Origin of the sequence: Intrasporangium oryzae NRRL B-24470, from assembly GCF_000576595.1 — a bacterium.
Classification (GTDB): Bacteria; Actinomycetota; Actinomycetes; order Actinomycetales; family Dermatophilaceae; genus Intrasporangium_C; species Intrasporangium_C oryzae.
Genome location: NZ_AWSA01000010.1, coordinates 83,285 through 105,583, shown reverse-complemented (window position 1 = coordinate 105,583; position 22,299 = coordinate 83,285). Strand labels below are relative to the sequence as shown.

The 22,299-nt window shown below is 73.3% G+C and carries 22 protein-coding genes; 9 read left to right on the top strand and 13 right to left on the bottom strand.

Features of this window, described 5'->3' with window-relative positions:
- Positions 1-3 precede the first annotated feature (3 nt).
- Entirely contained in the window at positions 4-1,566 is a 1,563-nt protein-coding gene (locus N865_RS06450) for an NAD(P)/FAD-dependent oxidoreductase (RefSeq protein WP_051510272.1), read from the top strand.
- A gap of 73 nt (positions 1,567-1,639) precedes the next feature.
- Here N865_RS06450 and N865_RS06445 read toward each other — a convergent pair whose 3' ends face one another.
- Genes N865_RS06445 through N865_RS06430 form a run of 4 tightly spaced genes read right to left on the bottom strand, consistent with a single transcriptional unit; the run spans position 1,640 to position 6,415 of the window.
- Positions 1,640-2,746 (bottom strand): DUF5914 domain-containing protein, encoded by a 1,107-nt coding sequence (locus N865_RS06445; protein ID WP_211244871.1) that lies wholly within the window; start codon positions 2,744-2,746, stop codon positions 1,640-1,642.
- Complete coding sequence (locus N865_RS06440) at positions 2,743-3,648, bottom strand: phytoene/squalene synthase family protein (RefSeq protein WP_084328007.1); 906 nt, start codon at positions 3,646-3,648, stop codon at positions 2,743-2,745. Before N865_RS06440 ends, N865_RS06445 begins: the two co-directional genes overlap by 4 nt.
- The gene (gene crtI / locus N865_RS06435; RefSeq protein ID WP_211244870.1) at positions 3,645-5,207 is read right to left on the bottom strand and encodes a phytoene desaturase family protein; all 1,563 of its coding nucleotides are present in this window, start codon (positions 5,205-5,207) and stop codon (positions 3,645-3,647) included. Before crtI ends, N865_RS06440 begins: the two co-directional genes overlap by 4 nt.
- Entirely contained in the window at positions 5,204-6,415 is a 1,212-nt protein-coding gene (locus N865_RS06430) for a polyprenyl synthetase family protein (protein WP_169735708.1), read from the bottom strand. Before N865_RS06430 ends, crtI begins: the two co-directional genes overlap by 4 nt.
- A 196-nt stretch (positions 6,416-6,611) precedes the next feature.
- Between N865_RS06430 and N865_RS06425 the strand changes: the two genes are divergently transcribed.
- Positions 6,612-7,109, top strand: coding sequence for a DUF2505 domain-containing protein (locus tag N865_RS06425; RefSeq protein ID WP_034803037.1), 498 nt, complete (start codon positions 6,612-6,614; stop codon positions 7,107-7,109).
- Between the two features lie 97 nt (positions 7,110-7,206).
- Here N865_RS06425 and idi read toward each other — a convergent pair whose 3' ends face one another.
- Positions 7,207-7,845: an isopentenyl-diphosphate Delta-isomerase gene (gene idi, locus N865_RS06420; protein WP_034803034.1), complete on the bottom strand. Its 639-nt coding sequence runs from the start codon at positions 7,843-7,845 to the stop codon at positions 7,207-7,209.
- A gap of 105 nt (positions 7,846-7,950) precedes the next feature.
- Between idi and N865_RS06415 the strand changes: the two genes are divergently transcribed.
- Positions 7,951-8,316, top strand: coding sequence for a VOC family protein (locus tag N865_RS06415; protein WP_034803032.1), 366 nt, complete (start codon positions 7,951-7,953; stop codon positions 8,314-8,316).
- Positions 8,317-8,377: 61 nt separating this feature from the next.
- Here N865_RS06415 and N865_RS23890 read toward each other — a convergent pair whose 3' ends face one another.
- On the bottom strand, positions 8,378-8,659 hold the full coding sequence (locus N865_RS23890) for a TetR-like C-terminal domain-containing protein (protein WP_211244869.1): 282 nt from the start codon (positions 8,657-8,659) through the stop codon (positions 8,378-8,380).
- On the opposite strand from N865_RS23890, the gene N865_RS06410 reads away from it, so the two are divergent.
- From N865_RS06410 to N865_RS06400, 3 genes are read left to right on the top strand one after another with little or no spacing between them, the layout of a single operon-like run.
- The gene (locus N865_RS06410; protein ID WP_051510270.1) at positions 8,594-9,163 is read left to right on the top strand and encodes a type 1 glutamine amidotransferase domain-containing protein; all 570 of its coding nucleotides are present in this window, start codon (positions 8,594-8,596) and stop codon (positions 9,161-9,163) included. The two genes, N865_RS23890 and N865_RS06410, sit on opposite strands and share 66 nt — an antisense overlap.
- A 21-nt stretch (positions 9,164-9,184) precedes the next feature.
- Positions 9,185-10,312 carry a low temperature requirement protein A gene (locus N865_RS06405; RefSeq protein ID WP_051510269.1) on the top strand — a complete coding sequence of 376 codons (1,128 nt, stop codon included), beginning with the start codon at positions 9,185-9,187 and terminating at the stop codon, positions 10,310-10,312.
- A 9-nt stretch (positions 10,313-10,321) separates the two neighbouring features.
- The gene (locus tag N865_RS06400; protein WP_211244868.1) at positions 10,322-11,767 is read left to right on the top strand and encodes an amidase; all 1,446 of its coding nucleotides are present in this window, start codon (positions 10,322-10,324) and stop codon (positions 11,765-11,767) included.
- A gap of 233 nt (positions 11,768-12,000) precedes the next feature.
- On the opposite strand, the gene N865_RS21640 is transcribed toward N865_RS06400, so the two are convergent.
- Positions 12,001-12,669 (bottom strand): cobalamin B12-binding domain-containing protein, encoded by a 669-nt coding sequence (locus N865_RS21640; protein ID WP_051510267.1) that lies wholly within the window; start codon positions 12,667-12,669, stop codon positions 12,001-12,003.
- A 190-nt stretch (positions 12,670-12,859) separates the two neighbouring features.
- Between N865_RS21640 and N865_RS06390 the strand changes: the two genes are divergently transcribed.
- Entirely contained in the window at positions 12,860-13,873 is a 1,014-nt protein-coding gene (locus tag N865_RS06390) for a DUF3800 domain-containing protein (RefSeq protein WP_034803030.1), read from the top strand.
- Between the two features lie 68 nt (positions 13,874-13,941).
- Here the strand turns inward: N865_RS06390 and N865_RS06385 are convergent, their stop codons facing one another.
- Positions 13,942-14,607, bottom strand: coding sequence for an NADPH-dependent F420 reductase (locus N865_RS06385; protein WP_034803028.1), 666 nt, complete (start codon positions 14,605-14,607; stop codon positions 13,942-13,944).
- A 91-nt stretch (positions 14,608-14,698) separates the two neighbouring features.
- On the opposite strand from N865_RS06385, the gene N865_RS06380 reads away from it, so the two are divergent.
- Positions 14,699-15,346 carry a TetR/AcrR family transcriptional regulator gene (locus N865_RS06380; protein ID WP_084328004.1) on the top strand — a complete coding sequence of 216 codons (648 nt, stop codon included), beginning with the start codon at positions 14,699-14,701 and terminating at the stop codon, positions 15,344-15,346.
- Positions 15,347-15,401: 55 nt separating this feature from the next.
- Here the strand turns inward: N865_RS06380 and N865_RS06375 are convergent, their stop codons facing one another.
- Complete coding sequence (locus tag N865_RS06375; protein WP_034803026.1) at positions 15,402-16,364, bottom strand: ArsR/SmtB family transcription factor; 963 nt, start codon at positions 16,362-16,364, stop codon at positions 15,402-15,404.
- Positions 16,365-16,423: 59 nt separating this feature from the next.
- Here N865_RS06375 and N865_RS06370 point away from each other — a divergent pair, with 59 nt between their 5' ends.
- A complete protein-coding gene (locus N865_RS06370) occupies positions 16,424-17,656 on the top strand; it encodes an MFS transporter (protein ID WP_034803152.1) in 1,233 nt (410 codons plus the stop codon).
- 119 nt (positions 17,657-17,775) lie between these two features.
- Here N865_RS06370 and N865_RS23715 read toward each other — a convergent pair whose 3' ends face one another.
- The 4 genes from N865_RS23715 to N865_RS06355 all read right to left on the bottom strand — a co-directional run bounded on the left by N865_RS23715 (position 17,776) and on the right by N865_RS06355 (position 22,044).
- Positions 17,776-20,730, bottom strand: a complete 2,955-nt coding sequence (locus N865_RS23715; protein ID WP_034803024.1) for a helix-turn-helix transcriptional regulator — start codon at positions 20,728-20,730, stop codon at positions 17,776-17,778.
- A 60-nt stretch (positions 20,731-20,790) separates the two neighbouring features.
- Positions 20,791-20,949 carry a hypothetical protein gene (locus tag N865_RS22660; RefSeq protein WP_157557588.1) on the bottom strand — a complete coding sequence of 53 codons (159 nt, stop codon included), beginning with the start codon at positions 20,947-20,949 and terminating at the stop codon, positions 20,791-20,793.
- 142 nt (positions 20,950-21,091) lie between these two features.
- Positions 21,092-21,553, bottom strand: coding sequence for a rhodanese-like domain-containing protein (locus N865_RS06360; RefSeq protein WP_051510266.1), 462 nt, complete (start codon positions 21,551-21,553; stop codon positions 21,092-21,094).
- On the bottom strand, positions 21,550-22,044 hold the full coding sequence (locus tag N865_RS06355) for a cysteine dioxygenase (RefSeq protein WP_034803021.1): 495 nt from the start codon (positions 22,042-22,044) through the stop codon (positions 21,550-21,552). The genes N865_RS06360 and N865_RS06355 overlap by 4 nt, the downstream gene beginning before the upstream one ends.
- Between the last annotated feature and the right edge of the window lie 255 nt (positions 22,045-22,299).

Sequence of the window (22,299 nt, the reverse complement as noted above, 5' to 3'; positions counted from 1 at the left end):
CGCATGGGCACCTCACACTGGCGGCCGGGACTCGACCCGCGCGCCGAGCGGCATACGGCCGAGGCGCCGCTCACGCCCGCCACGGGCGCACGGACGGGGACCACCCGCGGTGTCGTCGTCGTGGGTGGCGGGATCGCGGGGCTGACCGCGGCGACCGGGCTCGCCGAGCGCGGTGTCCCGGTGACGGTCGTCGAGCGCGAGGACACCCTCGGCGGCCGGGTGAGGTCCTGGGACGTCGAGCTGCCGGGAGGTCGGGCGGGCTCGATGAGCCGCGGGTTCCACGCCTTCTTCCGCCAGTACTACAACCTCCGGTCCCTGCTCCGTCGCGCCGACCCCGCGCTCGAGCGGCTCCGGCCCGTCGACGACTACCCGCTCCGCCTCGCCGACGGCCCGACCGACTCGTTCGCCCGGATCCCCCGCACGCCGCCGCTCAGTATCGCCGCCTTCGTCGTCCAGAGCCCGAGCTTCCCGATGTCGGCGCTCCGACGGGTCGACGTCGGCGCCGCGCTCGGGCTGCTCGACGTGCGCTTCCCCGAGACGTACTCCGAGTACGACGGGGTGAGCGCCGCCGACGTCCTCGACCGGCTGCGGTTCCCGGAGCAGGCGCGGCACCTCGCCCTCGAGGTCTTTGCGCGCAGCTTCTTCGCCGACCCGCGCGAGTTCTCCGGCGGCGAGCTCGTCGCGATGTTCCACACCTACTTCACGGGCTCGGCCGAGGGGCTGCTCTTCGACGTGCCGGACGCGCCCTACGACGAGGCCCTGTGGCAGCCGCTCGCCGCGCACCTGCGGCGCCTCGGCGTCAACATCGAGACGGGGCGCGAGGTCGCCGCCCTCGACGAGCGCCCCGACGGCGTGGCCGTCGTCCTCGCCGACGGAGGGGTCCTCGAGGCGGACGCGGTCGTCCTCGCGACCGACCGGGCGCCGCTGCAGCGCCTCGTCGCCGGGGCGCCGTGGCTCGGCGACGAGGGCTGGCGCTCGCGGGTCGCCGGACTGCGTATCGCGCCGCCCTTCGCGGTGTGGCGGCTCTGGCTCGACCGTCCGCCCGCCGCCGGCGCACCGCCCTTCCTCGGGACGAGCCGCTTCGGCCCGCTCGACAACGTCTCCTTCGTCGAGCAGATGGAGGACGGAGCTCGCGCGTGGGCGCGCGAGGTCGGCGGCTGTCTCGTCGAGCTCCACGCGTATGCCGTGTCACCCTCTCCCGACGAAGGCGCCCTCCGCGCCGAGCTCCTCGCGCAGCTCCACCGGATCCATCCCGAGCTCGAGGGTGCACAGGTGCTGCACGACGAGTGGCTCGTCAGGGACGACTGCCCGCTCGCCGGCACCGATCCGTGGGCGGACCGTCCCGGGGTCACGACGCCCGACCCGCGCGTCGTCCTCGCCGGCGACGGCATCCGGTGCGAGCATCCGGTCGCCCTCATGGAGCGAGCCGCGACGACCGGCTGGCTGGCAGCCAATGCCCTCCTGCGGGACCGAGGCCTGGTCGGTCACGACGTCTGGACCGTGCCGACCCGAGGCCGGGGCCAGGCTGCTGCCCACGCGGCCCGCCGCCTGCTCACCCGCCGCTGATCCCGGGACGCGGCCCAGCGGCATACGCCCTGGTCCACGTGGACGCGGCAACGTGGACGCGGTGGCGGAGGGATCAGGCGCCGTAGGTCTCGCCCCGGCTGCGCAGCAGCCAGCGACGCTCGGCATAGGCCATGTCGTCGACCCAGAGCTGGCGCGCGGTCGACGCGACGGCGGGGCGGATCACCCCGGCAAGCGCGCGGGCCACCCTGAAGCCCTTGCGTTCCGAGTGCGCGATCGTCGCCTCGGTCATGATCGTGACCGGCCGTCCCTGGGCGTCGGGACCGACGAAGGTGGCGTGCGTCTCGACGACGCTCCCGGTCCCCTCGCCGTCGACGATCGTCATGACGATCGTCCGCGCGTCGGGGCAGGCGAACTCCGCCCGCACCGGCACGCCCCACGTCCGCGACACGCGGAAGGCGACGTCGACCGTCAGCACCTCGTCGCTGGAGGCCGAGTCGTCGACGGTGAGGTGGCTGAAAGCGTAGGGGTGGTACCACGTGCCGTGCCACGGGTCGAGGCGGTTGGCGATGACGTCGGCCGGCTCGCACGTGCCGCGCTCGGCGATGACCGTCGCGAACGATGCGTCCACCGGCGGTCGCCTCGTGATCGTCGGCGCCTCCGTCGGGGTCTCGCCCTCGGTGGGCAGGCGAACCCAGAGGAGCACCCCGTCGTCGTGGGCCGGGTAGGTGAGCCAGTCCTTGCGCGTGCCCTCGCCCAGGGCCAGACCGTGCCAGCGGCAGTAGACCTTGCCGTGCATGACCTCGCAGTCCTCGAGGAGCGCGCCGAGGTGCGGGCACGCGCCGGGGCCGGCCAGGGCCCGGCCGTCCTCGCCGCGCCACAGCACCACCTCGCGTCCGCCCACCGTCCGCGTGACGGACCGGGTGGGGCGCAGCTCGGACGAGGCTCCGACGACGTGCCAGCCGCCAGGGTCCCGGCCCTGGGCGACCTCGAAGGCCCGCCGGATCCGGGCCGGCCGGGCCTGGCGCCACGTCCCCTCGAGGCGGTCGCGGGGCTCGACCGGCAGGCGTCGCAGGGGGTTCACCTCGGCCATCCGCCCGGACACCCGCTGGGAGATGCGCTGGGAGATCCGCTCGGTCAGCCCACCGGCGACGTGCCGGACCGCCGCATCGGCGTCGCTCCGGTCGTGCCGCGAGGTCTCGGGAGTCGTGCGCAGGGTCATGGGGTCACCGCTTCCGGTCGCGTGGGTCCGAGGACGAGGACGCGGGTGCTCACGGCGGCCTTGCGCCAGGTGGGCACGCGCGCCCGCGTGGAGAAGACGTCGTAGTCGTTGGCCTCGATCCGCTCGAGGATCCGGGCGTAGAGCGTCCGGGCCGTCCCGACGCAGCGCGCCGAGGCCCGGGGCAGCAGGGCGATGCCCTCGTCGGCGTGGCGGTAGAGCTCGCGGTTGCGCTCGATCTCGAACCGCATCAGCTCGCGCCACTCGGGGGTCACGGTCCGCGCCCACGGGTCGGCGCCGAACCGTCGGAGGTCCTCCTGCGGCACGTAGACCCGGCCGCGCCCGAGGTCCTCCCCGATGTCGCGGAGGAAGTTCGTCAGCTGGAAGGCGAGCCCGAGCGACTGGGCCGGGGCGAGGGCCGCCGCCGACGTCGGCCGAAGAACGGGCAGCATCATCTCGCCGATGACGGCGGCCGACCCGTCCATGTAGCCGAGAAGGTCGTCCCACGTCTCGTAGGTCGTCTGCGTGAGGTCCTGGGCCATCGCCCCGAAGAAGCGGTCGAAGCACTCGGACGGGATCTGGCACGACCGGACGCTGTGCCCGACGGCCGCGATGACGGGGTCGTCGGTCGGTGCGCCCTCGGCCACCCGCCGGAAGGTGTCGGCGAACTCGCGCAGCCGCTCCGCCGTCCGCGCCACCTGAGGGGCCGACGTCGCGCCCGGGTCGTCGACGATGTCGTCGGCGAGCCGGCACAACGCATAGACCGCATACACGTGGCGGCGGCGCTCGGGCGGGAGGAGCAGCGTCCCCCAGTAGTAGGTCGTGCCGTGCTGGCGGGTGATCCGCGCGCAGCGACGGTAGCCCTCCTCGAGGAGGGCGTCGCTGGGCACGTCGACCGCGGTCACCGCCGTCCTCCCGTCCGCGAGAGACGGCGTATGCCGCTGGGCCGGCTCCGAGCGCCGGCGCCGGACGCGCCTCCCGCCCCCGAGGGTCCGCGACCGGGCAGGTAGGCGTCGACCCGCTCGGCCGCGAGCTTGCCGCTGACCAGGACCATCGGCACGCCGACACCGGGCACGGTGCCGGACCCGGCGAAGACGAGGCCGGGAACGCGCCGTTCGAGGTTGCCGGGCCGGAACGGGCCGGTCTGGAGGAAGGTGTGGGCAAGCGCGAAGGGCGTCCCCTCGTGCATGCCCAGCTGCTGCCACTCGAGCGGGGTCACGAGGTGCTCGGTGAGCACCTGGGTCGGGTACCCGTTGGCGGCGAGGAAGCCGTGGAGCCGCTCGCGCATGGGCTCGCGCTCGGTCGTCCAGTCGATGCGACCGGACAGGTTGGGGACGGGCTCGAGGACGTAGAGGACGGAGTCGCCGTCAGGGGCGAGGCTCGAGTCGGTGACGGTCGGCACGGTGACGAGCCGCGACGGGTCCGGCATGAGCCGCTTGTCGTCGATGAGAGCCCGGAAGGCGCCGTTCCAGTCGTCGCCGAAGTGGATGTTGTGGTGCGCCACGCCGGCCTCGGGCTGCCCCTTGGCGCCGACGTGCCAGACGACGGCCGACGGCGAGTAGCTGCCGGACCTCACGACGCGCGGTGGCGTCAGCTGGGGGAGCAGGCGGTCGTAGGCGGTCGGCAGGTCGAGGGTGCAGACGACGGCGTCGGCGCGCAGCTGCTCGCCGCTGTCGAGGACGACGCCGGCGACGGCTCCGCGCCGGTCGAGGGCGAGCCGGCTCACCGTCGCGCCGTAGCGGACGTCGGCACCGGCCTTGGCCGCGGCGGTCGCGAGCGCCGCGGGGACGGCGTCCATCCCACCCTCGGGGAACCACACGCCCTCGATGGAGTCCATGTAGGTGATGACGGCGTAGAGCGCGAGGGCCTTCTCGGGGGAGAGGCCCGCATAGAGGGCCTGGAACGAGAACAGCCGGTGGAGGCGCTCGTCGCGGAACCACTCGCGGATGACCGGGCCGAGCCGTCGGAAGCCACCGAGCCGCACGAGCCGGGCGGCGGCCCGCGGCGAGGACGCGAGGTCGAGCGGGGAGTCGAAGTTGGCGTCGATGAAGTGCGGCATCTCGACGCGGTAGAGCTGGCGCAGCCACGCCGCGAAGTCGACGAAGGCGGCGGCGTCGACGCTCCCGCACGTGTCGGCGATCTCCTGGCGCATCGCCTCGATGCCGTGCCGGACCATGATCTGGCTGCCGTCGGCGAACCGCGCCCGGTAGGCGGGGTCGAGCAGGGTCATCGGCAGGGCATCGGACAGGCTCGTGCCGGCCGCCGCGAGGGCGTCCGCGACAAGGTCGGGCATCGTCATGACGGTAGGGCCGGTGTCGAAGGTGAACCCGTCCTGGTGGAGGCGCAGGCCACGGCCTCCGGGTGCCTCGTGCCGCTCGACGACGGTCACGTCGTGGCCGCGGCCGACGAGATGGCAGGCCGCCGAGAGCCCCGAGAGCCCCGCCCCGATGACGACGACGCTCACGCGCTCCTCCAGGCCGTCGCGTGGGCGAGCTCGGTCAGGCTGCGGACCCCGTCGGGGTGCAGACCGCGGTCGTCCAGGGCGTCGAGCGCCCGGGCCACCTCGTCGGTGATGCGTGACTCGACCTCGTCGAGCACCCCGACCTCGACCATGAGCCGCTGGAGCTCGGGCACGTCGTCGGGGGTGATCACCGAGGCCGGCCCGAGATAACGCTCGCTCGTCGCCGGTGGGAGGAGCCGCCGCGCCTCGGCGAGGAGCACCGTGGCCTTCGCGGCGAGGAGATCGTCGCCGACGGGCTTGCCCGTCGCCGCGGGGTCGCCCCAGACGCCGAGGACGTCGTCGCGCAGCGCGAACGCCTCCCCGAGGTGGTCGCCGTAGGCCGCCAGCGCGCAGAGCGTCTCGGGGCCGGCCCCGGCGGCCAGCGCCCCGAGCAGGAGCGGCCGCTGGATCGTGTAGGCGCCGGACTTGAGCCGGGCCACCCGCCGCGAGTGCTCGAGGTCGCGGCGCCGGGCGGCGGCGGCCGTGATGTCGAGGAGCTGGCCGTGGACCAGCTCGCGGAGCATCTCGCGCCACATGTCGAGGAGCGGCCTGGGGGTGCCGGAGATGAGGATCGAGGCCTCGCTCAGGGCGAGGTCGCCGAGCAGGATCGCGACGCTGTCACCGAAGAGGACGGAGTCGCCGAGCGCGCCGCTGCCGGCATGGGCCTTGGCAGCGGCGACGTGGACCGTCTCGCGTCCGCGGCGCGAGGCGCCGCGGTCCATGACGTCGTCGTGGACGAGGGCGAAGAGGTGGAGCAGCTCGAGGGCCGCGGCGGCCCGGACCATGTCGTCGTGGCCCGCGCCGTCGACCGCGCCGTGGGCGGTGACCCAGCCCCAGTGGCACATGAGCGGGCGGAGCCGTTTGCCGCTCGCGGGGAGCAGCCAGGTCAGGAGCGTCTCGGGCAGGTCCGCGGGGAGGATGTCGGCCGACTCGGGGACCCGCTCGGCCCAGCCGAGGGCGATGTCGTCGCACACCTCGCGGAGCAGCCCGTCGATGGCGTCCATGGTCCGGGCCGGTTCGGCACGGTCGGGCCCGCCCTGTCCGGGCCGTCCCGGCTCGGCGCGTCCCCGCTCGTCGCGTCCCCGCTCGTCGCGTCCCTGCTCGAGCTGACGCGGTCCGCGGTGGTCGACCCGCGGCGGTGGTGTGTCGACGGCGACCCCGTTTCGGTGCACATCCCGCATCTGCGATGAGACGTCCCTGCCTGCGTCAGATCGTTGCGAGCTCACTCTGCTCCTCGGGTGGGCGGCGTTCCATGCACTCTCTCACCATCTTGCATGAGAGTGCCCTGAGTCTCACCTGCGTCGGATCGTTTGTCGACGGCTGCTTGCCTGCTGTTGCGCCCGATGGCGATCCGACGGACGCTGGGGTATGGCCACTGACGTCCAGGAGAGCAGGGACCTCGGGGTGTCGGTCGCCGACGTCCTCGCGACCCTCCGCGACCGCGCCCACTGGGAGCGCCGAGCGGCCATCGCGCCTGAGGCGAGCCTGCGGTTCGAGGGTCTGGTCGTCGAGCCGGACGCTCTCGAGGCGCGGCTCGTCGGGGACGTGCCGCTCTCGTGGCTGCCGTCGGCGGTCCGCAAGCGCGTCCCGGCCCTGCCGTCGATCAGGCGGGTCGAGCGCTGGCGGGTCGTCGCGTCGGACCACCTGGCCGGGGAGCTGCTCTTCGAGATCGACGGGGTGAGTGCGACGGTCGACGGTTCGGGCACGGTCCGGTCGGTGGCCTCGGGCAGCAGGATCGCGGTCGACCTGCGGATCGCCGTGTCCGTCCCGCTCGTCGGCGGCCTCGTCGAGCAGGCCATCGCCGGGCAGGTCGGACCGTCCCTGGCCAAGGAGCTCGCGCTGCTCGACGAGGCGCGCTCCGTCTGAGGCCCGCGACCGACGGCCATCAGGTCGAACCCGGGCCCGTCCACTGCAGCGTCGCCGGGCGGTCCCGACCCGCCGGGGGGCCGCCTGCGAGGACGAGTCAGGGGGTGGGCGTGTGCGGCGGCCGGAGCGCGGCGGGCAGCCGTGCCGCGTCGGCCTCGGGCCACTGCAAGGGGTCGGGTCCGAGGGCCGTGAGCTGCTCGACCTGCTCGACGCACCACGGCGAGACGACGAACCACCCGGCGCTCACCTGGACGGTGAAGTGGTCCCACTCGACCCACTCGAGCCCGTCGACCTCGCGCGGGTCGGGGTCGAGCCGGCCCCCGTCAGCGAGTCCGGCGACCACGACCGGGCACAGCTCGTGCTCGACGACGCCGTCCATCTCGGCCCGGTAGCGGAACTCCGGCAGGACGAGCCGCACCCAGCCCAGGGTGGCACCGAGCTCGTCCCGCGCACGCCGCCGAGCGGCATTCGCGACGGGCTCTCCGGGGGCGGGGTGGCCGCAGAAGGAGTTGGTCCAGACCCCCGGGAACGTCGCCTTGTCGTGGGCGCGGCGCGTCAGCAGGACCCGCCCGTCGTCGTCGACGACGTAGCACGAGAACCCGAGATGGAGCAGCGTCCGTGCATGGTGGGTCAGGGTCTTGGGCAGCCACCCGGTCGGCTCGCCCTCCGGGCTGACGAGGACGACCTGCTCGACCTGTTCGGCCGTCTCGAGGGAAGGGGGGAGGGACGCGACCATGGCCGCAGTCTTCCGGCGAGCCGCCTGTGGGTCCAGCGGGAACCGCAAGATCGTGGCGTAATCCGGGCGAACCGGATGTCGGTGTGAACGCGTAGTGTCCCCCGGGTGAACAGCCCCATCCAACGACGTGTCGGCCAGGTTTTCGTCCCCGTCCGCGACATGCACGCCTCCATCAGCTGGTATGCCGCTGTGCTCGGTTTCGAGCCCGGCGACGTCTCGCACGGGGGCACCATCTTCGACATCCCGACCGAGGGGGAGACGCGCCTCGCTCTCGACGCCAACCGTCCCGACTTCTCCCCGTCGGGGCCACCGCGGTTCTTCTTCTGGACGGACGACATGGGGGCGACCGTGCGACACCTGCAGGGACTGGGGGTGACGATCACGTCCGACGTCGAGGACATCGGCAGCGTCTTCTTCGTCCAGTTTCTCGACCCCGACGGCAATCCCCTCATGGTCTGCCAGCGTGCCTGAGCCGCAAGGGTGGTGGCGCGGCTTGCGATGAGCTCGTCTCTCCGGCATGGATGTTCACGCCTCAGTTCGGAACGGTCCCGCCGCAGCCCCGCCAGACCAGCGAGGCGACGCGTCGGGCCCAGTCGCTCGGCGGAGGGGGCTCGCTGACAGCGAGGGCATACCACGAGCCGGTCAGGAACGAGCCGGCGACGAGGAGGTCGGCGGTCTCGGGGAGCTCACCGCGCGCGACGGCGCTCGTCAGGATCGCGCGCAGTCGGGCCCGCCGGGGCGCGACGACGTGGGCGGCGCACTCGTCGCCGACGCGTACTCCGACCCGACGGACGACTCCGGCTACTCCGCCCACGACCTCATCAGCCGCGGTTTCATCGCGAGCCCGGAGCACGCCGCGCTCGTCGCCGACACCCCCGCCCTGGCGGACCTCGACACCGACTCCTTCGACGCGGTCTTCCTCGTGGGCGGCCAGGGGCCGATGTTCACCTTCCGGGCCGACCAGGCGGTCAAGGACCTCGTCGGCCGGTTCGTCGCCGGGGGCAAGGTCGCGGCCGTCGTCTGCCACGCCACGTGCGTCCTGCTCGACGCGACGACCCCCGACGGCGAGCTCGTCGTCGCCGGGCGGACGTGGACCGGCTTCGCCAACTCGGAGGAGGCCTACGCCGACGAGTTCGTCGGCCAGCGGATCCAGCCGTTCTGGATCGAGGACGAGGCCCGGGCCATCGAGGGGACGAACTTCATCGTCCAGGGCCGGTTCCGCGCGCACGCCGTGCGCGACGGCAACCTCATCACGGGCCAGCAGCAGTACTCCGGTGCCGCGGCCGCCCGGCTCGTCATCGAGACCTTGGGACGCTGACCCGCATCGGAGGTGCGTCCCGTGTCCGCCGACAGCCCCCGCCTTCCGCCGCTCGCGCCGTCAGTCTTGCGCGACCCCGAGGAGCACGAGCGGGCCTCGACGCCCCTCGAGCTGCTCTTCGACCTCTGCTTCGTCGTCGCCGTCGCGGCGCTCGCGGCGGAGCTCCACCACGGCGTCACGGAGGGGCACGCGGCCGCCGCCACAGCGGCATACGCCCTGCTCTTCGTCCCCGTGACCCGGCTGCTCACGCTCGGCCAGATGGCCGGCGTGCTCGCGGTCGCGGCGACCGTGCCCACCGCGGCCGACGGCGACCTCGTGCCCTTCGCCCTCGCGTATGCCGCGATGCGCCTGCCCCTCGTGCTCCAGTGGCTCCGGTCCGCGCGCGACGACCCGCCCCACCACGGCTTCGCCCTGACGTACGCGGCAGGCTCCCTCCTCGCACAGGCCCTGTGGGTGGGCTCGGCGCTGGCCGGCGGGCCCGCGCGGGCGGTCGGCTTCGCCGTCGCGCTCGGGGTGGAGCTCGCCACCCCGGCTCTGGCCGTTCGCCGCACCCCGGACCGGGTCTTCCACCCGGGGCACATCGCCGAGCGCTACGGGCTCTTCACCCTCATCGTGCTCGGCGACACGATCCTCGCCGTCACGGTCGGGCTGACCGACGCCCTCGGCGATGCCGGACGGCGCTCGTCGGCGTTCGTCGTCGTGGGGAGCGCCCTCGTCATCGCCTTCGGGATGTGGTGGACGTACTTCGACGCGCTGGGTCGCGACGCCCTGACGCGACACCGCCGCGCCGCATTCACGTGGGGCTACGGCCACTACGCCCTGTATGCCGCCCTGGCCGCCATCGGCGCGGGGGTCCAGGCCCAGCTCGACCTCCTCGGAGGCGGGCACGGCGTCGGTGCCGACGTCGGGCAGGGCCTCGCCGTGCTCGTCGTCGCCGTCCCGGTGGCGCTCTCGCTCGCGGCGATCGCCTGGTTGCAGCAGGCCGCCAACGGCCGTACCCGGGACGCGCGCCTCCTCGCCGCCGCGGCAGGAGCGTGTGCCCTCGTCGGGCTGGCCGGCCCGGCGTTGCCGGTTCCGGTCGCCGACGCCCTCCTCGCGGTGGTCGTCGTCGGCGCCGTCCTCGCTCCGATGCGCGGTTCGGAGTCGTAATGTCGGCTCATGAGCGACACGACGGCGCGTCCCATCCCTGCGTCGACGGGTGAACACGGATCCATGCCCGCCTGGACGACGGCTTCGACAGGCGTGCCCACCTCGTCCGGTGCGCCGGCCCCGACCGCCGGCGAGATCGCGGCGCAGGTCCACCACGGGGACCGCTCGGCGGTCGACGTCGTGACCGACGCCCTGCGCAGGATCGCGGAGCGCGACGGCGGGCTGGGCGCCTTCCACGTCGTCCGGTCGGAGCGGGCCCTGCTTGAGGCCGAGACGGTCGACCGTCGTCCCGACCGCTTCGGGCTGCCCCTCGCGGGCGTGCCGGTCGCCGTCAAGGACAACGTGGCCGTCAGGGGCGAGCCGATGCGCAACGGCTCGCCGCTCACGGCGGACGCGCCCCAGCCGACCGACCACGCGGTCGTGGCCCGGCTGCGGGCGGCCGGTGCCGTCGTCGTCGGGATCACCCGGGTGCCCGAGCTCTGCGTGTTCGCGGCGACGGACTCGCCCTTCGGCATCACCCGCAACCCGTGGGACCGGACGAGGACGCCGGGCGGCTCGTCCGGCGGCTCGGCGGCGGCCGTCGCCTCGGGGATGGTCCCGGTCGCTCACGCCGCCGACGGGATGGGCTCGATCCGGATCCCCGCCGCCTGCTGCGGGCTCGTCGGCATCAAGCCCGGCGGTGGCGTCGTTCCCGCGGGTCTCGGGCCCAACGACTGGTACGGCATGGCGGAGAACGGTGCGCTCGCGACGACCGTCGCCGATGCCGCCCTCATGCTCTCGGTCATGGCCGACCGACCGGACCTCGCCGACGTCAACGAGCCGGACCGGCCGCTCCGCGTGGCCGTGTCGACCAAGCCCCCGATCGCGGGAGTCCGCCCTGACCTCGAACACGTCCGGGCCGTCGTCCGGACGGTCCGCCTCCTCGAGGCCGCTGGGCACGGGGTCACGCGCGCCGACCCGCCCTATCCGGTGAACCCCCTTCCCGCCCTGGCCCGTTGGGTCGCCGGGGCCTCGGCCGATGCCGACGGGCTCGACCGCTCCCGGCTCGACCGCGCGACCCGGGCCCACGTCGCCCTCGGCGACCGAGTCCGAGCGCGCAACCTCGTCAAGGCCGCCGACCGCGACCGGTTCCGGGCCGCGCTCGGCGACTGGTTCTCCGGGTTCGACCTGCTCGTGACCCCCACGCTCGCCGCACCGCCGATCGAGGCGGCGCGGTGGGGTCAGCGCGCCTGGCCCCGAGTCTTCGCAGCGAACGCCCGCTACGCGCCGTATGCCGCGCCCTGGAACTTCGCCGGCTACCCCGCGGTCTCCGTCCCGGCCGGTCTGCACCCCGGGACCGGGACTCCGCTCGCCGTCCAGCTCGTCGCACCCGACGGCGGGGAACGGCTCCTGCTCGGCATGGCCGCATTGATCGAGCGCCTCGCGCCCTGGCCTCGGACGGCGCCCGGCTCCTGACCCGCCTCAACTTCTCCGCCCGGGCGAAGGAATCCGGGCCGGTACCGCGCACGGGCCTCAACTTCTCCGCCCGGGCGGAGGAATCCGGCCCGGAACCGCGCACGGGCCTTAACTTCCCCGCCCGGGCGAAGGAATCCGGGCCGGTACCGCCCACAGGCCGAAACAAGTCCGCCCCGGCGAAGAAAAGGCGGGGGAGGGTGAGGCGGGGGGAGGGTGAGGCGGTGGGCCGGGGGTCAGCCGGCAGCCGACGCCTCGAGTGCCGACCCGGCGTCGGCGCCCTGAGCCGCATGAACCTCGCGTGCGCCCGAGACCGGGTCCCCCTTCAGGTGCGTGGCGTGGCAGAGCCCGGCCAGCTCACCCGATGCCCCTTGCGCCCCGATGTAGACGTTCGTCGTGCGGGCGAGCCGGCGCAGCTCAGGCCCGCGAGCGGCATACGCCGTCGGTCGGTGGGCGGAGAGGATCGCAGCGGCCGGCTGGAGCGTGTGGCACGTCAGCGCGAGCTCGGCGGTCGGGGTGCTCGGGCCGAGGTAGCAGGTGCGCCATCCGAGGCGCGAGAGAGTGAGTGCCATGGCCATGAGACCGAACTCGTGGTGCTCCCCCGGCAGGCAGGCCAGCACCGCGAGCGGCCCGCTGTCTCGCGACTCGGCCTGCATGAGCAGCGACAGCCGGGAGCGCAGCACGTTGCTCGCGAAGTGCTCCTGCGCGACGCCGATCGACCCCTTCGCCCAGCGCTCCCCGATGGCGTGGAGGTAGGGCAGCACGACGGTGGCGAGTGCCTCCTCCACCGGGACGTCCTCGAAGAGCCGGCTGAGGACTCGGTGCCCGCCCGCTTCGTCGAAGGCCTCCAGGGTCGACTCGAGCAGGTCGAGCCAGTCTTCGGGTGCGGTCGGACGCGACGTCATGGGGTCTCCTGTTCGGAGCGGCCGTCTGGCCGGTGGCCTGATGGCCGGGGGCGCCGTGTCTTGACGGGTCAGACATACCCGCTCGTCGCGACCGCGCCTCGACGAGCAGCGGGACGTGACCGCATCGTGACCCTGACCCGCACCGGAAACGCGATGGTCGTGCGGGGGCACCCCGGCTCATGATGGGCCCATGACCGCCTCGACCCGACCATCGGCTCCGGTGGAGGTCGCGTGCGACGAGTCGGGCTCGGAGGGGGACAAGCTCGTCGGCGGGAGCACCGACGTCTTCGCTCATGCGAGCCTCGTCGTCGACACCCGCACCGCGGTCGAGACGATCGCGCGGATCCGGGTCGAGGCGCGCTCGCCCGCGACCGAGGTCAAGGCGAGCGTCGTGCTCCGGGAGCAGAACCGCCGCGTTCTGGAGTGGCTGCTCGGTCCCGACGGTCCCCTGCACGGGGCGGCGCACGTCCACCTCACCGACAAGGTCTTCCACCTGACGACAGCGCTCGTCCGGACCGCCGCCGTGGGAGACGCCGCGCTCGCCCGCAACGCGATGCTGCTCGGTCGAGAGGCCGTCACGCGCATCGGCGAGGACGCCTGGCTCGCCCTGCTCGGGGCGTTCAACGACCTCGTGCGCGCTCGCACCCCGGAGGATGCCGTGAGGTATGCCGCTCACCTCCGCGAGCACCTTCGTGGCCTCGCCGAGGCGGCTCGGGACACGGCCGTCGCCTCCCTGCTCGGCCGGATCGCTCTCGGTCTGCCTGCGTGGGGTGCCGGGGTCGGCGGGGTCGTGGCGGCGCGCGAGCACGTTCTGCCCGCGCTCGACCCGATCGTCCCGGCCGTCGCGGCCGTCGTCGCCTTCTGGGGAGCCGAGGGCCGACGCGTGCAGGTCGTCCACGACGTCCAGGCCGCTCTGACTCCGGAACGGGTCGCGCACATCGAACAGATGGCGCAGAGTGGCGCCCTGGCCGGGATCCGGTTCGTGGACTCACGCACCGACCCGCGCGTCCAGCTCGCCGACCTGCTCGCGGGCGCGGCGCGCCGGATCGCCTCGGACGCCCTCGCCGGACGGCCCGACCCGGACCTGGCCGAGCTGATCCGGCCCTACGTCAGCCCGAGCTCGATCTGGGCCGACCCAGTGAGCTGGGAGCTCATCGGACCCGGGGACCTCGCCCAGCGGCATACGGGCGAGGCGGCGAGCTGACCGCGCTGACGCTCCCGGCCCGAGAAGCTCGCTCGACCGGGCCGGGCCGGGCCCGGCCCGGGACAGCGTCAGCGAGCGATCTTGAAGTTGAACATCGGCGTGCCGAGGGCGCCCATGAGGCGCAGCCAGACCGGCAGCAGCATCTCGGTGCCGCGCGCCGTCGTGATGTCGCCGAGGTCGATGACATCGGTGTGCCCGAAGCTGCGGAGCAGCTGGGTCACGGTCGCCTTGGCGTCGGCGTCGTTGCCCGAGACGAACACCGACGAGTCGGCGCCCAGCCCGGCCGGGTTGACCATGAGCTGGGCCGTCAGCGTGTTGAGGGACTTGACGACCTTGGTCTCCGGGAAGGCGCGCTGGACCTGCTCGCCCAGCGAGTCAGTGTCCTTGACGAAGAGGGTGGGAGGGAAGCCGTTCGAGAAGTCGAGCGGGTTGGCGATGTCGAGGAGGGTCTTGCCGGCGAGGTTGTCGGCGCCGGCCGCCTCGAGGACGGAGAGGGTGGCCGAGCCGCTCGTGGCGTTGACGACAAGGTCGGCCCCCGCTGCGGCCTCCGCGAAGGTCGCCAGGGTGACGGTCGGGTTGGCGGCGACCCAGTCCGCGAAGGAGCCGTCGTCGCCGCTTCGCGCGAGGGTCGCCTCCGGGTCGCGGGTGCCGATCGTGACGTCGTGGCCGAGACCAGCGACGCGGGCAGCGATGGTCTGCCCGACCATGCCGGTTCCGAGGACAGCGATCTTCATGGGTGCTCCTGGGGGTTAAGGGTGAGCAGACAGGTCTGTCTACGTCTGCGGAGAGAACCTAGCAGACAGATCTGTCTGCTTCAATGGAGGCATGGATCCCCTGGCTGAACACCCTGCAGCGCACGCCGGCCGCGGTGCGCCCGAGGTCTCGCCTCCGGCGGCGGCGGTCGCGACCCCGCGCACCGGGTCGGCTCGCCAGCGGATCCTCGACACCGCCTTCCGGCTCTTCTACGCCAAGGGGATCCGCGCGGTCGGTGTCGACCTGATCATCGCCGAGTCCGGTGTGGCGAAGGCGACGTTCTACAAGCACTTCCCGGCCAAGGACGACCTCGTCGTCGCCTACCTCGACACGGTCGACGGGATCTGGTCGGGCCAGCTGCACGACGCCGCCGAGGCTGCCGGTCCGGCACCGGCCGACCAGCTCGTCGGGCTCTTCGACGCCCTGTCATCGGCCTGTCGCCAGGACGGCTACCGCGGCTGCGCGTTCATCAACGCGGCGGCGGAGTCGCAGCCGGGGACGCCCGTCCATGACCGGACCGTTGCCCACAAGGCCGCCGTCCTCGACTGGGTCACCGGGCTCGCGTCCCGGGCCGGCGCGGCGAACCCCCAGGTCCTGGCCCGATCGCTGACGCTGCTCCTCGACGGCGGGCTCGCGAGCGGGGCCCTTGACGCCGACCCCGACGCCCCCGCTGCCGCCAAGGCGTCCGCCGAGGCCCTCGTCGCCGCTGCGCTGGCCTGAGCACTCCGGCCGGGGCGAGGCCGAGCAGGCGAAACCGGGAGACCGGGGCCGGTCGTCAGGCTGAGCCGGCCGCGACGAGCGCGTCGCCCAGGCCGGTTCGCCAGTAGAGCACCTCGCGCCCCGACCTCCGGCGCAGGACTGCGCCAGACGCCAGCAGGACCTTGAGGTGGTCGCCGACCGAGCCGAGCGGCATACCCGTCGTGGCGACCAGCCCCGTCGTGCTGGCGGGTGTCTCGAGGGCGAGCAGGAGCCGGGCCCGGGGGCGGCCGACGAGCTGGGACAAGCCGCCGGCGGCTCGCCCGTCGACGGTGGCGAGTGCTCCCGTGACGGGGTAGTAGACGGCATACCGGCGAGGCAGGTCCCAGCCCACCCACGTCGCCGTGCCGTGCACGGGGACGAAGAAGAGCTCGGCGTCGTCGTCGAGGATGCGGGACGCCAGGTCGTAGCGGTTGATCCGGAGCTGTCCGTCACCGAGCCACTCGCGGTCGCGGCCGAGGTCGCGCAGGACCGCTGCCCAGCCGTGGCTCGCGAGCCGCGCCGTCCGGGAGACGATGTCCGCGTGGAGGATCCGTCGTCGCCGCGCCCAGTCGGAGGAGAGGACGTGGGTCCACACCCAGGAGAGGAGGGCGGCCGCGTGCTCGGCCGTTCCCGGCTCGAGGAGGATCGGGGGGAGCGGGCGGTCCGGGCGCACCTCGCGGAGCTCGGCGCGGACGCGATCGTCACCGAGGCGGCGGATCTCTTCGAGCTCCACCTTGAAGGGCAGGTCGGCGGCGGTCGGAGGCAGGCTGAGCCAGTCGGAGATCCAGCCGCGACGCCAGTTGTGGTCGAGGACTGCCCGCCGCGCCGGGTGAGCAGTGAGCATGGCCTCGAACGCCTCCCGGTGACCCACCGCGAGCGCCCGCCCGGCCGGGTCCGACGGGCGGACGAGGTCGTTGAGGACGCCGCACGCCTCGATCCGCGCGGACACCACGAACCGGCTCCGCGCGAGCAGGTCGGCCGAGATCTGCCACGTCCCCATCTTTCGCCTCCATCCGAAAGATTACCGACCCCCTCTCGTTGAACGCCATCCTCGGGCCGGTGAAGACGTATCGCGAGCTGTTCTCCGTCGGTGCGTTCCGGGTCCTCTTCCTCGTCCAGTGCCTCAACGTCGGTGCGTATGCCGTGTCGAGCCTCGCGCTCGGGACGATCACCTTCGCCGCCACCGGGTCCGCGATCCCGACGGCCCTGTCGATGTTCGGTGCGCCCCTCGTTCGCATTCTGGGGCAGTCGTGGTTCGGATCGGGCTCGGACCTCGTCCGGCCACGACGTGCGCTCATCCTCATCGCGCTCGCCAGCCTGGGCGCGAACGTCCTTCAGGCGATCCCGGACCTGCTGTGGGGGTGGAGGTTCGCCCTGCTCGCCCTGCCGCCGCTCATCACCTCGGCGCTCGGCGGGAGCCTGATCGCGCTCATGTCCGATGTCCTGCCCACTGAGGCGTTCATCCTCGGTCGGGCGACGATGAACATCGCGGTGGGCGTCATGCAGGTCGTCGGGTTCGGGGTGGCGGGCCTGTTGCAGCTGCACGTCCCGACGTCGCAGCTCTTCCTCGGGGCCGCCGGTGGCCTGGCGCTCGCAGCTCTGCTCGTCCGCCTCGGCCTCGGCGACCACCCGCCTCGGGCGGCTGGGGCGTCCCTCGTGCGTCGGACCCGTGAGGTGAACCGGAGACTGCTGGGGTCACCGGTCATCCGCCCGGTCTTCCTCAGCCTCTGGGTGCCCAACGGGCTCATCGTCGGATGCGAGGCCCTCTTCGTGCCGTATGCCGGAAGTCGCGCCGGGTACCTCTTCGCTGCGAGCGCAGCAGGGATGCTGACGGGTGATGTCGTGGTGGGGAGATTCGTCCCGGCTGCGTTGCGGGACAGGCTGATCGAACCGTTGCGGTTGTTGTTGGCGGTGCCCTACCTGGCCTTCTTCCTGGTCCCGTCGGTTCCGGCTGCTGCGGGCCTCGCGTTTGTCGCGTCGGTCGGCTACTGCGCCAGCCTGCCGCTGCAGGAGCGGCTCGTCGAGCGAACCGAGGGGGACGTTCGCGGCCAGGTGTTCGGGCTCAACGGCACCGGGCTCATGGTCGGTCAGGCGTTCGGCGCCCTGCTCGGCGGCGTCGTGGCCCAGCTCCTGACCCACCAGACCGGGGGCGGTGAAGCGGCTCGCGTCGGGTCGGCGGCACAGGCGATGGCCCTCATGGCCCTCGCCTCCGTCGCGGCCACCCTGGCGCTGACGCCGGGACTACGCCGTTCCCGAGTCCGCGCCGCGGAGGCCGCGGGCATACCCACCTAGCCGCCGGCGCTACGGCACTGCTCACGATTGGTGGGCAGCGCCGTAGGGGTCCGGGGTGAGTGCCCGCGCCTACGTCACTGCTCACGATTGGTGGGCAGTGACGTAGGGGTGGTGGGGTCCTAAACCAGCCCCCGGTCGCGAGCGATGGCGGCGGCCTCGGTTCGACCGGCGGCGCCGAGCTTGGCGAGCAGGTTGGAGACGTGGACGCTCACCGTCTTCGTGCTGATGTAGAGCTGCTTGCCGATCTGGCCGTTCGAGAGACCGCGAGCGAGCAGGGCGAGCACCTCGACCTCGCGCGGCGTCAGCGACGAGTCGCCAGTGCCGCCGCCCGGGGAACCGGATTGGCGAAGCGTGGCGAGCTCGGCGAGGAGCGGCTTCGCGCCGAGGCGCTCCGCGACCTCTCGAGCTGCGTCCGCCGCCGCCCGCGAGCCGGCTTCGTCACCATGTGCGTGCAATGCAGCAGCCAGCCGGGCCTGAGATCGGGCGGTCTCGAAGACATGGCCATAGCGTTCGAATGCCGCGACGCTCCTTTGCCAGGCGTCAACCATCTCGCCGGTCGTCGGTGGCTCACCGCTGCCGGAGCGCCACCGCAGACGAAGCGCCTCCGCCTCGACCCTGGACAGCCAGGCCCACGTCTCGCGGCTCGTCTCCGAGAGGTCCTCGCCCGGCGGCCGTTCGAACATCGGCTTGCTCGCACCCTCGACGACGGGCCCCACGGTCCCGATCCTTCGGGCCCGAACCGTGAGCTCGTCGGAAAGGGCGATCAGCCGATCGCGCATCGCCGCATCGACGTGAGCCACCGCCGAAGCGGTCTGCCCCGACACGAGGGCGGCGAGCCGGACGACGGCGTGGTACTCGCCCCAGATCCGGTCGAGAGCCCGGGTCGCCGCGTTGGTCAGCTCGATCAGGCCCTCGAAGTCGCCCGCCTGGCCCAGGATGTCGACACCTGACATGACCGACAGCACGACACACATGCCGTCGACGGGCCACCACTCGCGGATCTCCTCGAAGACCGCGGGGTCGACCTCTTCGCCGCGTCCGGCCCGGATGCTCAACAGGGCGCCGGTGAAGAGCGATCGCCCGGGCTGCGGCGCGGGCCGGCCACCGAGGTCGAGCCGCCGAACGGCGCCGTCCCAGTCGCCGAGCTCGTAGGCCGTCATCCCCGCGAGGAGCCGCGACTCCTGCCCCCAGGGGGCCCACTCGCGGTGCAGGCGGCGAGCCACCTCGGCCCCGGCGTCATAGCTCGCGAACGAGGCGGGCAGGTCGCCACGACGGTGGATGATCGACGCGAGCTGGTGCTGCGCACGTAGGAGCAGGGGGTCGTCGACCGGCAGGTCGGCGACGATGGAGCGCAGGTGCCGCTCGACCGAGTCGAGGTCTTCCTGAGCCTCGACGACCCGGGCGAAGATCGTCCGGACCTCCACGAGGGAGCCGCCCATGCCGAGCCGCTCGGCGAGCAGGGCGACCTCGTTGCCGACGAGCGCCGCCTCGACGAACTGACCGGCGTCGACGAGAGCCTGCAGGTGCGCGACGAGCACCCGCACACGCACCTCACCGGCGACGTCCTCGTCGATCAGCCCGACCGCCTCCCTCGTCAGCGCCAGCGGATCGATGGGCAGGTCGATGGACCGGGCCCGGACGACGAGCGCCGCCAGGAGATCGGCGCGAGCCTCGGGGCGCTGCTTGCTGCCGGGGTGGTCGAGCCGGTCGCGGAGCAGGTCGACGGCGCGCACCGGCTCACCCGCCACCATCGCGGCGACAGAGGCGCGGAGGGTCACCTCGTCGCGCTCGGTGTCGTCTTCGTCGAGCCAGCTGAGGGCCCGTTCGAGGTGCTGGAGCGCATCCTGTGGTCCGCCGACGGCGAGCGCGGCCTCGGCGGCGGCCCGGCTCGCGGCCACGGCGGTCGGCAGGTCTCCCACCGCGGCGGAGTGCCGGGCCAGCTCCGACGCGGGAGCGAGGTCGGGACGCTCGGCCAGCACGGCGGCATACGCCCGGTGTAGGCGCAGCCGCTCTCCCGGCAGGAGCATGTCGGCCACGGTCTCGCCGAGGAGCGCGTGGCGGAAGGTGTAGGAGGGCGGCCAGCAGGCCTCGATCACGTAGTGCTCGACGGCTTCGGCCACCGCCCGGTCGAGGACGTCGTCGGGCAGCCCCGACACTCGGGCCAGGAGGTCGTGGCCGATCTGACGCCCGGACAGGGCGATGATCCGAACGACCTGCTGGGCGGTCTCGTCGAGCTGCTCGACGCGGGAGCGGAGCACGCGGGAGAGGCCCCCGGTGAGCATCTGGCCCGCGGCGGCGCTCGCGACGAGCTCCTCCGCGAAGAAGGGGTTGCCCTCGGCACGCCGGGCGATCTCACCGGCGGTGACGACGTCGGTCGGGGCGCCCTCGAGACCGGCGACGAGCTCGCGGACCGCCTCGGGGGGCAGGGGTGCGAGCTCGATGTGCTCGACCCCGGCGATCCGGGCCCACACGGCGAGGGTCTCGTGGAGCGGGTGGCGGCGGTGGAGGTCGTCGGAGCGGTAGGTCACGACGAGGGCGACGGGCGTCGTGAACCCGCGGGTCATCAGGAGGGTCAGGAGGTCTCGCGAGGAGTGGTCGGCCCAGTGGACGTCTTCGACCATGACCAGCGTCGGCTCCTCCGCGCCGAGCTCCGAGAGCAGCGCGTGCACGGACTCGGCCACCTGGCCGGGCTCCGCCGTCGAGCCGGGCCCACCGGGCGCAGCCTGGGACTGGGCGGCGTCTCGTCGCCCGGGCAGCAGATGTCCGAGGCTCGGGTGCGTGGCGAGCACGCGCTCGACGGTCTCGGGGCGCGCCGAGTCGAGGTTGCCGAGGAGCTCGACGAAGGGGAGGTAGGCGAGGGCGCTCCCGGCCTGCCCGACGCAGTGCCCCATCGCGGTGAGCCAGCCGCGGTCCGCCGCGTCGGTCTCGAGCTGGGACAGCAGTCGGGTCTTGCCGATGCCGGCATCTCCGGACAGCACGACGACGCCACCGCGCCTCTCGTCGAGGCCGGTGGCGTCACTGAGTCGGGCGAGGTCGTCGCCTCGGCCGATGAGGGCCCCGCTGCGCAGTGGCATGGCCTGAATTATCGACCACACCACTGACAGCGGGGCGATCTCGGTCGTCATCGCCGGCGATCAGTCGCGGGGCAGCTCGAGCCGCCTGGCTCGGGCGAGGCTCCGACGGATGACCTGGAGCGAGGATTCCGGGCGCTCGCGGCGGATGTGCCCCGCGAGGTACCGGCTGTCGAGCTCGGCCTTGACGAGTCGCACGTCGCCGTAGGCGTAGATGTTCATGGTGAGCTTCCTTCGTGCCGTTGCTGGTTGGACTTCTCCAGATTCGGCTTCTGAGGTAGGCCCCCACATCGGGTGTGCTCCCTATCTATGGGGGCTCGACTACCTCAGATCCGTGGCTCACCTGCCCGGCGCCTACCTCAGATCACGGCTCAGGGTCGACCGGCGAGTCCTCCCTGGCCTCCGCGCCCTCCCCGGCCTCGGAGGCCAGGGCCTCAGCGTGGGCCCGCCACGCGGCATACCCGCCGATGACGTCGGTGGCCCGGTCGATGCCGAGGTCCTGCAACGCGGCGGCCGCGAGGCTGGAGGTGTACCCCTCCTGGCAGAGCACGATGACTTCGAGGTCATGGCCGGCGAACGGCAGCGCGGCGTCGCTCGACGGGTCGAGGCGCCACTCGAGCACGTTCCGTTCGATCGGGATGGCGAGGTCGAGCTCCCCGTGCTCGCGGCGCTGCTCGCTGGGGCGGATGTCGACGACGACCGCACCGCGCGCCGCGGCCAGCTCAGCCTCGGCGGGGGTCAGGCGGTGGAGTCGACCGCGCGCCTCGGCCAGCACCTCCGCGATGGTCCTCGCGGTGCGCCCCGGTGTCGCCGCCGACGCCGTCACCAGTCCACCCCCGCCCGGGCGTTCTCGGCGGCCTCGAGAACGCCCTCCACCTCCTCGTAGTTCGTCATGACGGTGAGCCTAGGTGCGTAGACGTGCAGGCTGACGGCTGGATCGGGACCGATATTCGTGACGCGGTGGAGGTGCCGGCGTCCGAACGTGCGCTGGTCGCCGGGGCTCAGGGTGACGGCGGGTCCGGACGCACGGCGGACGTCGTCGAGGTCGGCCGCGGCGCGGTAGCCGGCGACCTCCTCGGTCAGCACGCCCTGGAGGATGACGAAGGAGCCGGAGCTGCCTCCGTGGTCGTGCCACGGGGTGCCCTGGCCGGGCAGCCACGTGAGCAGCCAGGCCTCGTGGTCGGGTTCGGCCGCGAGCCGGGCGTAGTAGCGCGTGACCGGGTCGAAGTCGACGCGGGGCTGCCAGAGGGCACGGTGGCGGGCGAGCCGGCGTGCCGTCTCGGCGATGGCGATGGGCGTGCGGGAGATGGTGCTCATGGTCAGGGGCCTCTCGGGGCGAAAGTGGGCGATGTCGGTGCGTATGCCGCTGGGCGGGCTGTCGCGGAAGGTGTCCGAGCCGCGTGGCTGCGTCGCGGGGCTGAGCCGGGTGGCTGCGCGTCGCGTGGCTGCGTCGCGTGGCTGGGCCAGGGGCTGGGCCTGGGGCTGGGCCTGGGGCTGGGCCGGGTCGCGGCATTCCGGACCCGGTCTGTCGCCAGCCGGCGGTCAGGTCAGGCGGAGTGGACGGGACATCGC

What these genes read in the sequence shown, in the direction of transcription:
- N865_RS06400 (WP_211244868.1), top strand. Translation starts at nt 10,322, where the DNA reads ATGAGCGACACGACGGCGCGTCCCATCCCTGCGTCGACGGGTGAACAC.
- idi (WP_034803034.1), bottom strand. Translation starts at nt 7,845, where the DNA reads ATGGTCGCGTCCCTCCCCCCTTCCCTCGAGACGGCCGAACAGGTCGAG.
- N865_RS22660 (WP_157557588.1), bottom strand. Translation starts at nt 20,949, where the DNA reads ATGAACATCTACGCCTACGGCGACGTGCGACTCGTCAAGGCCGAGCTC.
- N865_RS06445 (WP_211244871.1), bottom strand. Translation starts at nt 2,746, where the DNA reads ATGACCCTGCGCACGACTCCCGAGACCTCGCGGCACGACCGGAGCGAC.
- N865_RS06390 (WP_034803030.1), top strand. Translation starts at nt 12,860, where the DNA reads ATGACCGCCTCGACCCGACCATCGGCTCCGGTGGAGGTCGCGTGCGAC.
- N865_RS21640 (WP_051510267.1), bottom strand. Translation starts at nt 12,669, where the DNA reads ATGACGTCGCGTCCGACCGCACCCGAAGACTGGCTCGACCTGCTCGAG.
- N865_RS06450 (WP_051510272.1), top strand. Translation starts at nt 4, where the DNA reads ATGGGCACCTCACACTGGCGGCCGGGACTCGACCCGCGCGCCGAGCGG.
- N865_RS06425 (WP_034803037.1), top strand. Translation starts at nt 6,612, where the DNA reads ATGGCCACTGACGTCCAGGAGAGCAGGGACCTCGGGGTGTCGGTCGCC.
- N865_RS06355 (WP_034803021.1), bottom strand. Translation starts at nt 22,044, where the DNA reads ATGAGCACCATCTCCCGCACGCCCATCGCCATCGCCGAGACGGCACGC.
- N865_RS06375 (WP_034803026.1), bottom strand. Translation starts at nt 16,364, where the DNA reads ATGGGGACGTGGCAGATCTCGGCCGACCTGCTCGCGCGGAGCCGGTTC.
- N865_RS06380 (WP_084328004.1), top strand. Translation starts at nt 14,699, where the DNA reads ATGGATCCCCTGGCTGAACACCCTGCAGCGCACGCCGGCCGCGGTGCG.
- N865_RS06385 (WP_034803028.1), bottom strand. Translation starts at nt 14,607, where the DNA reads ATGAAGATCGCTGTCCTCGGAACCGGCATGGTCGGGCAGACCATCGCT.
- N865_RS23715 (WP_034803024.1), bottom strand. Translation starts at nt 20,730, where the DNA reads ATGCCACTGCGCAGCGGGGCCCTCATCGGCCGAGGCGACGACCTCGCC.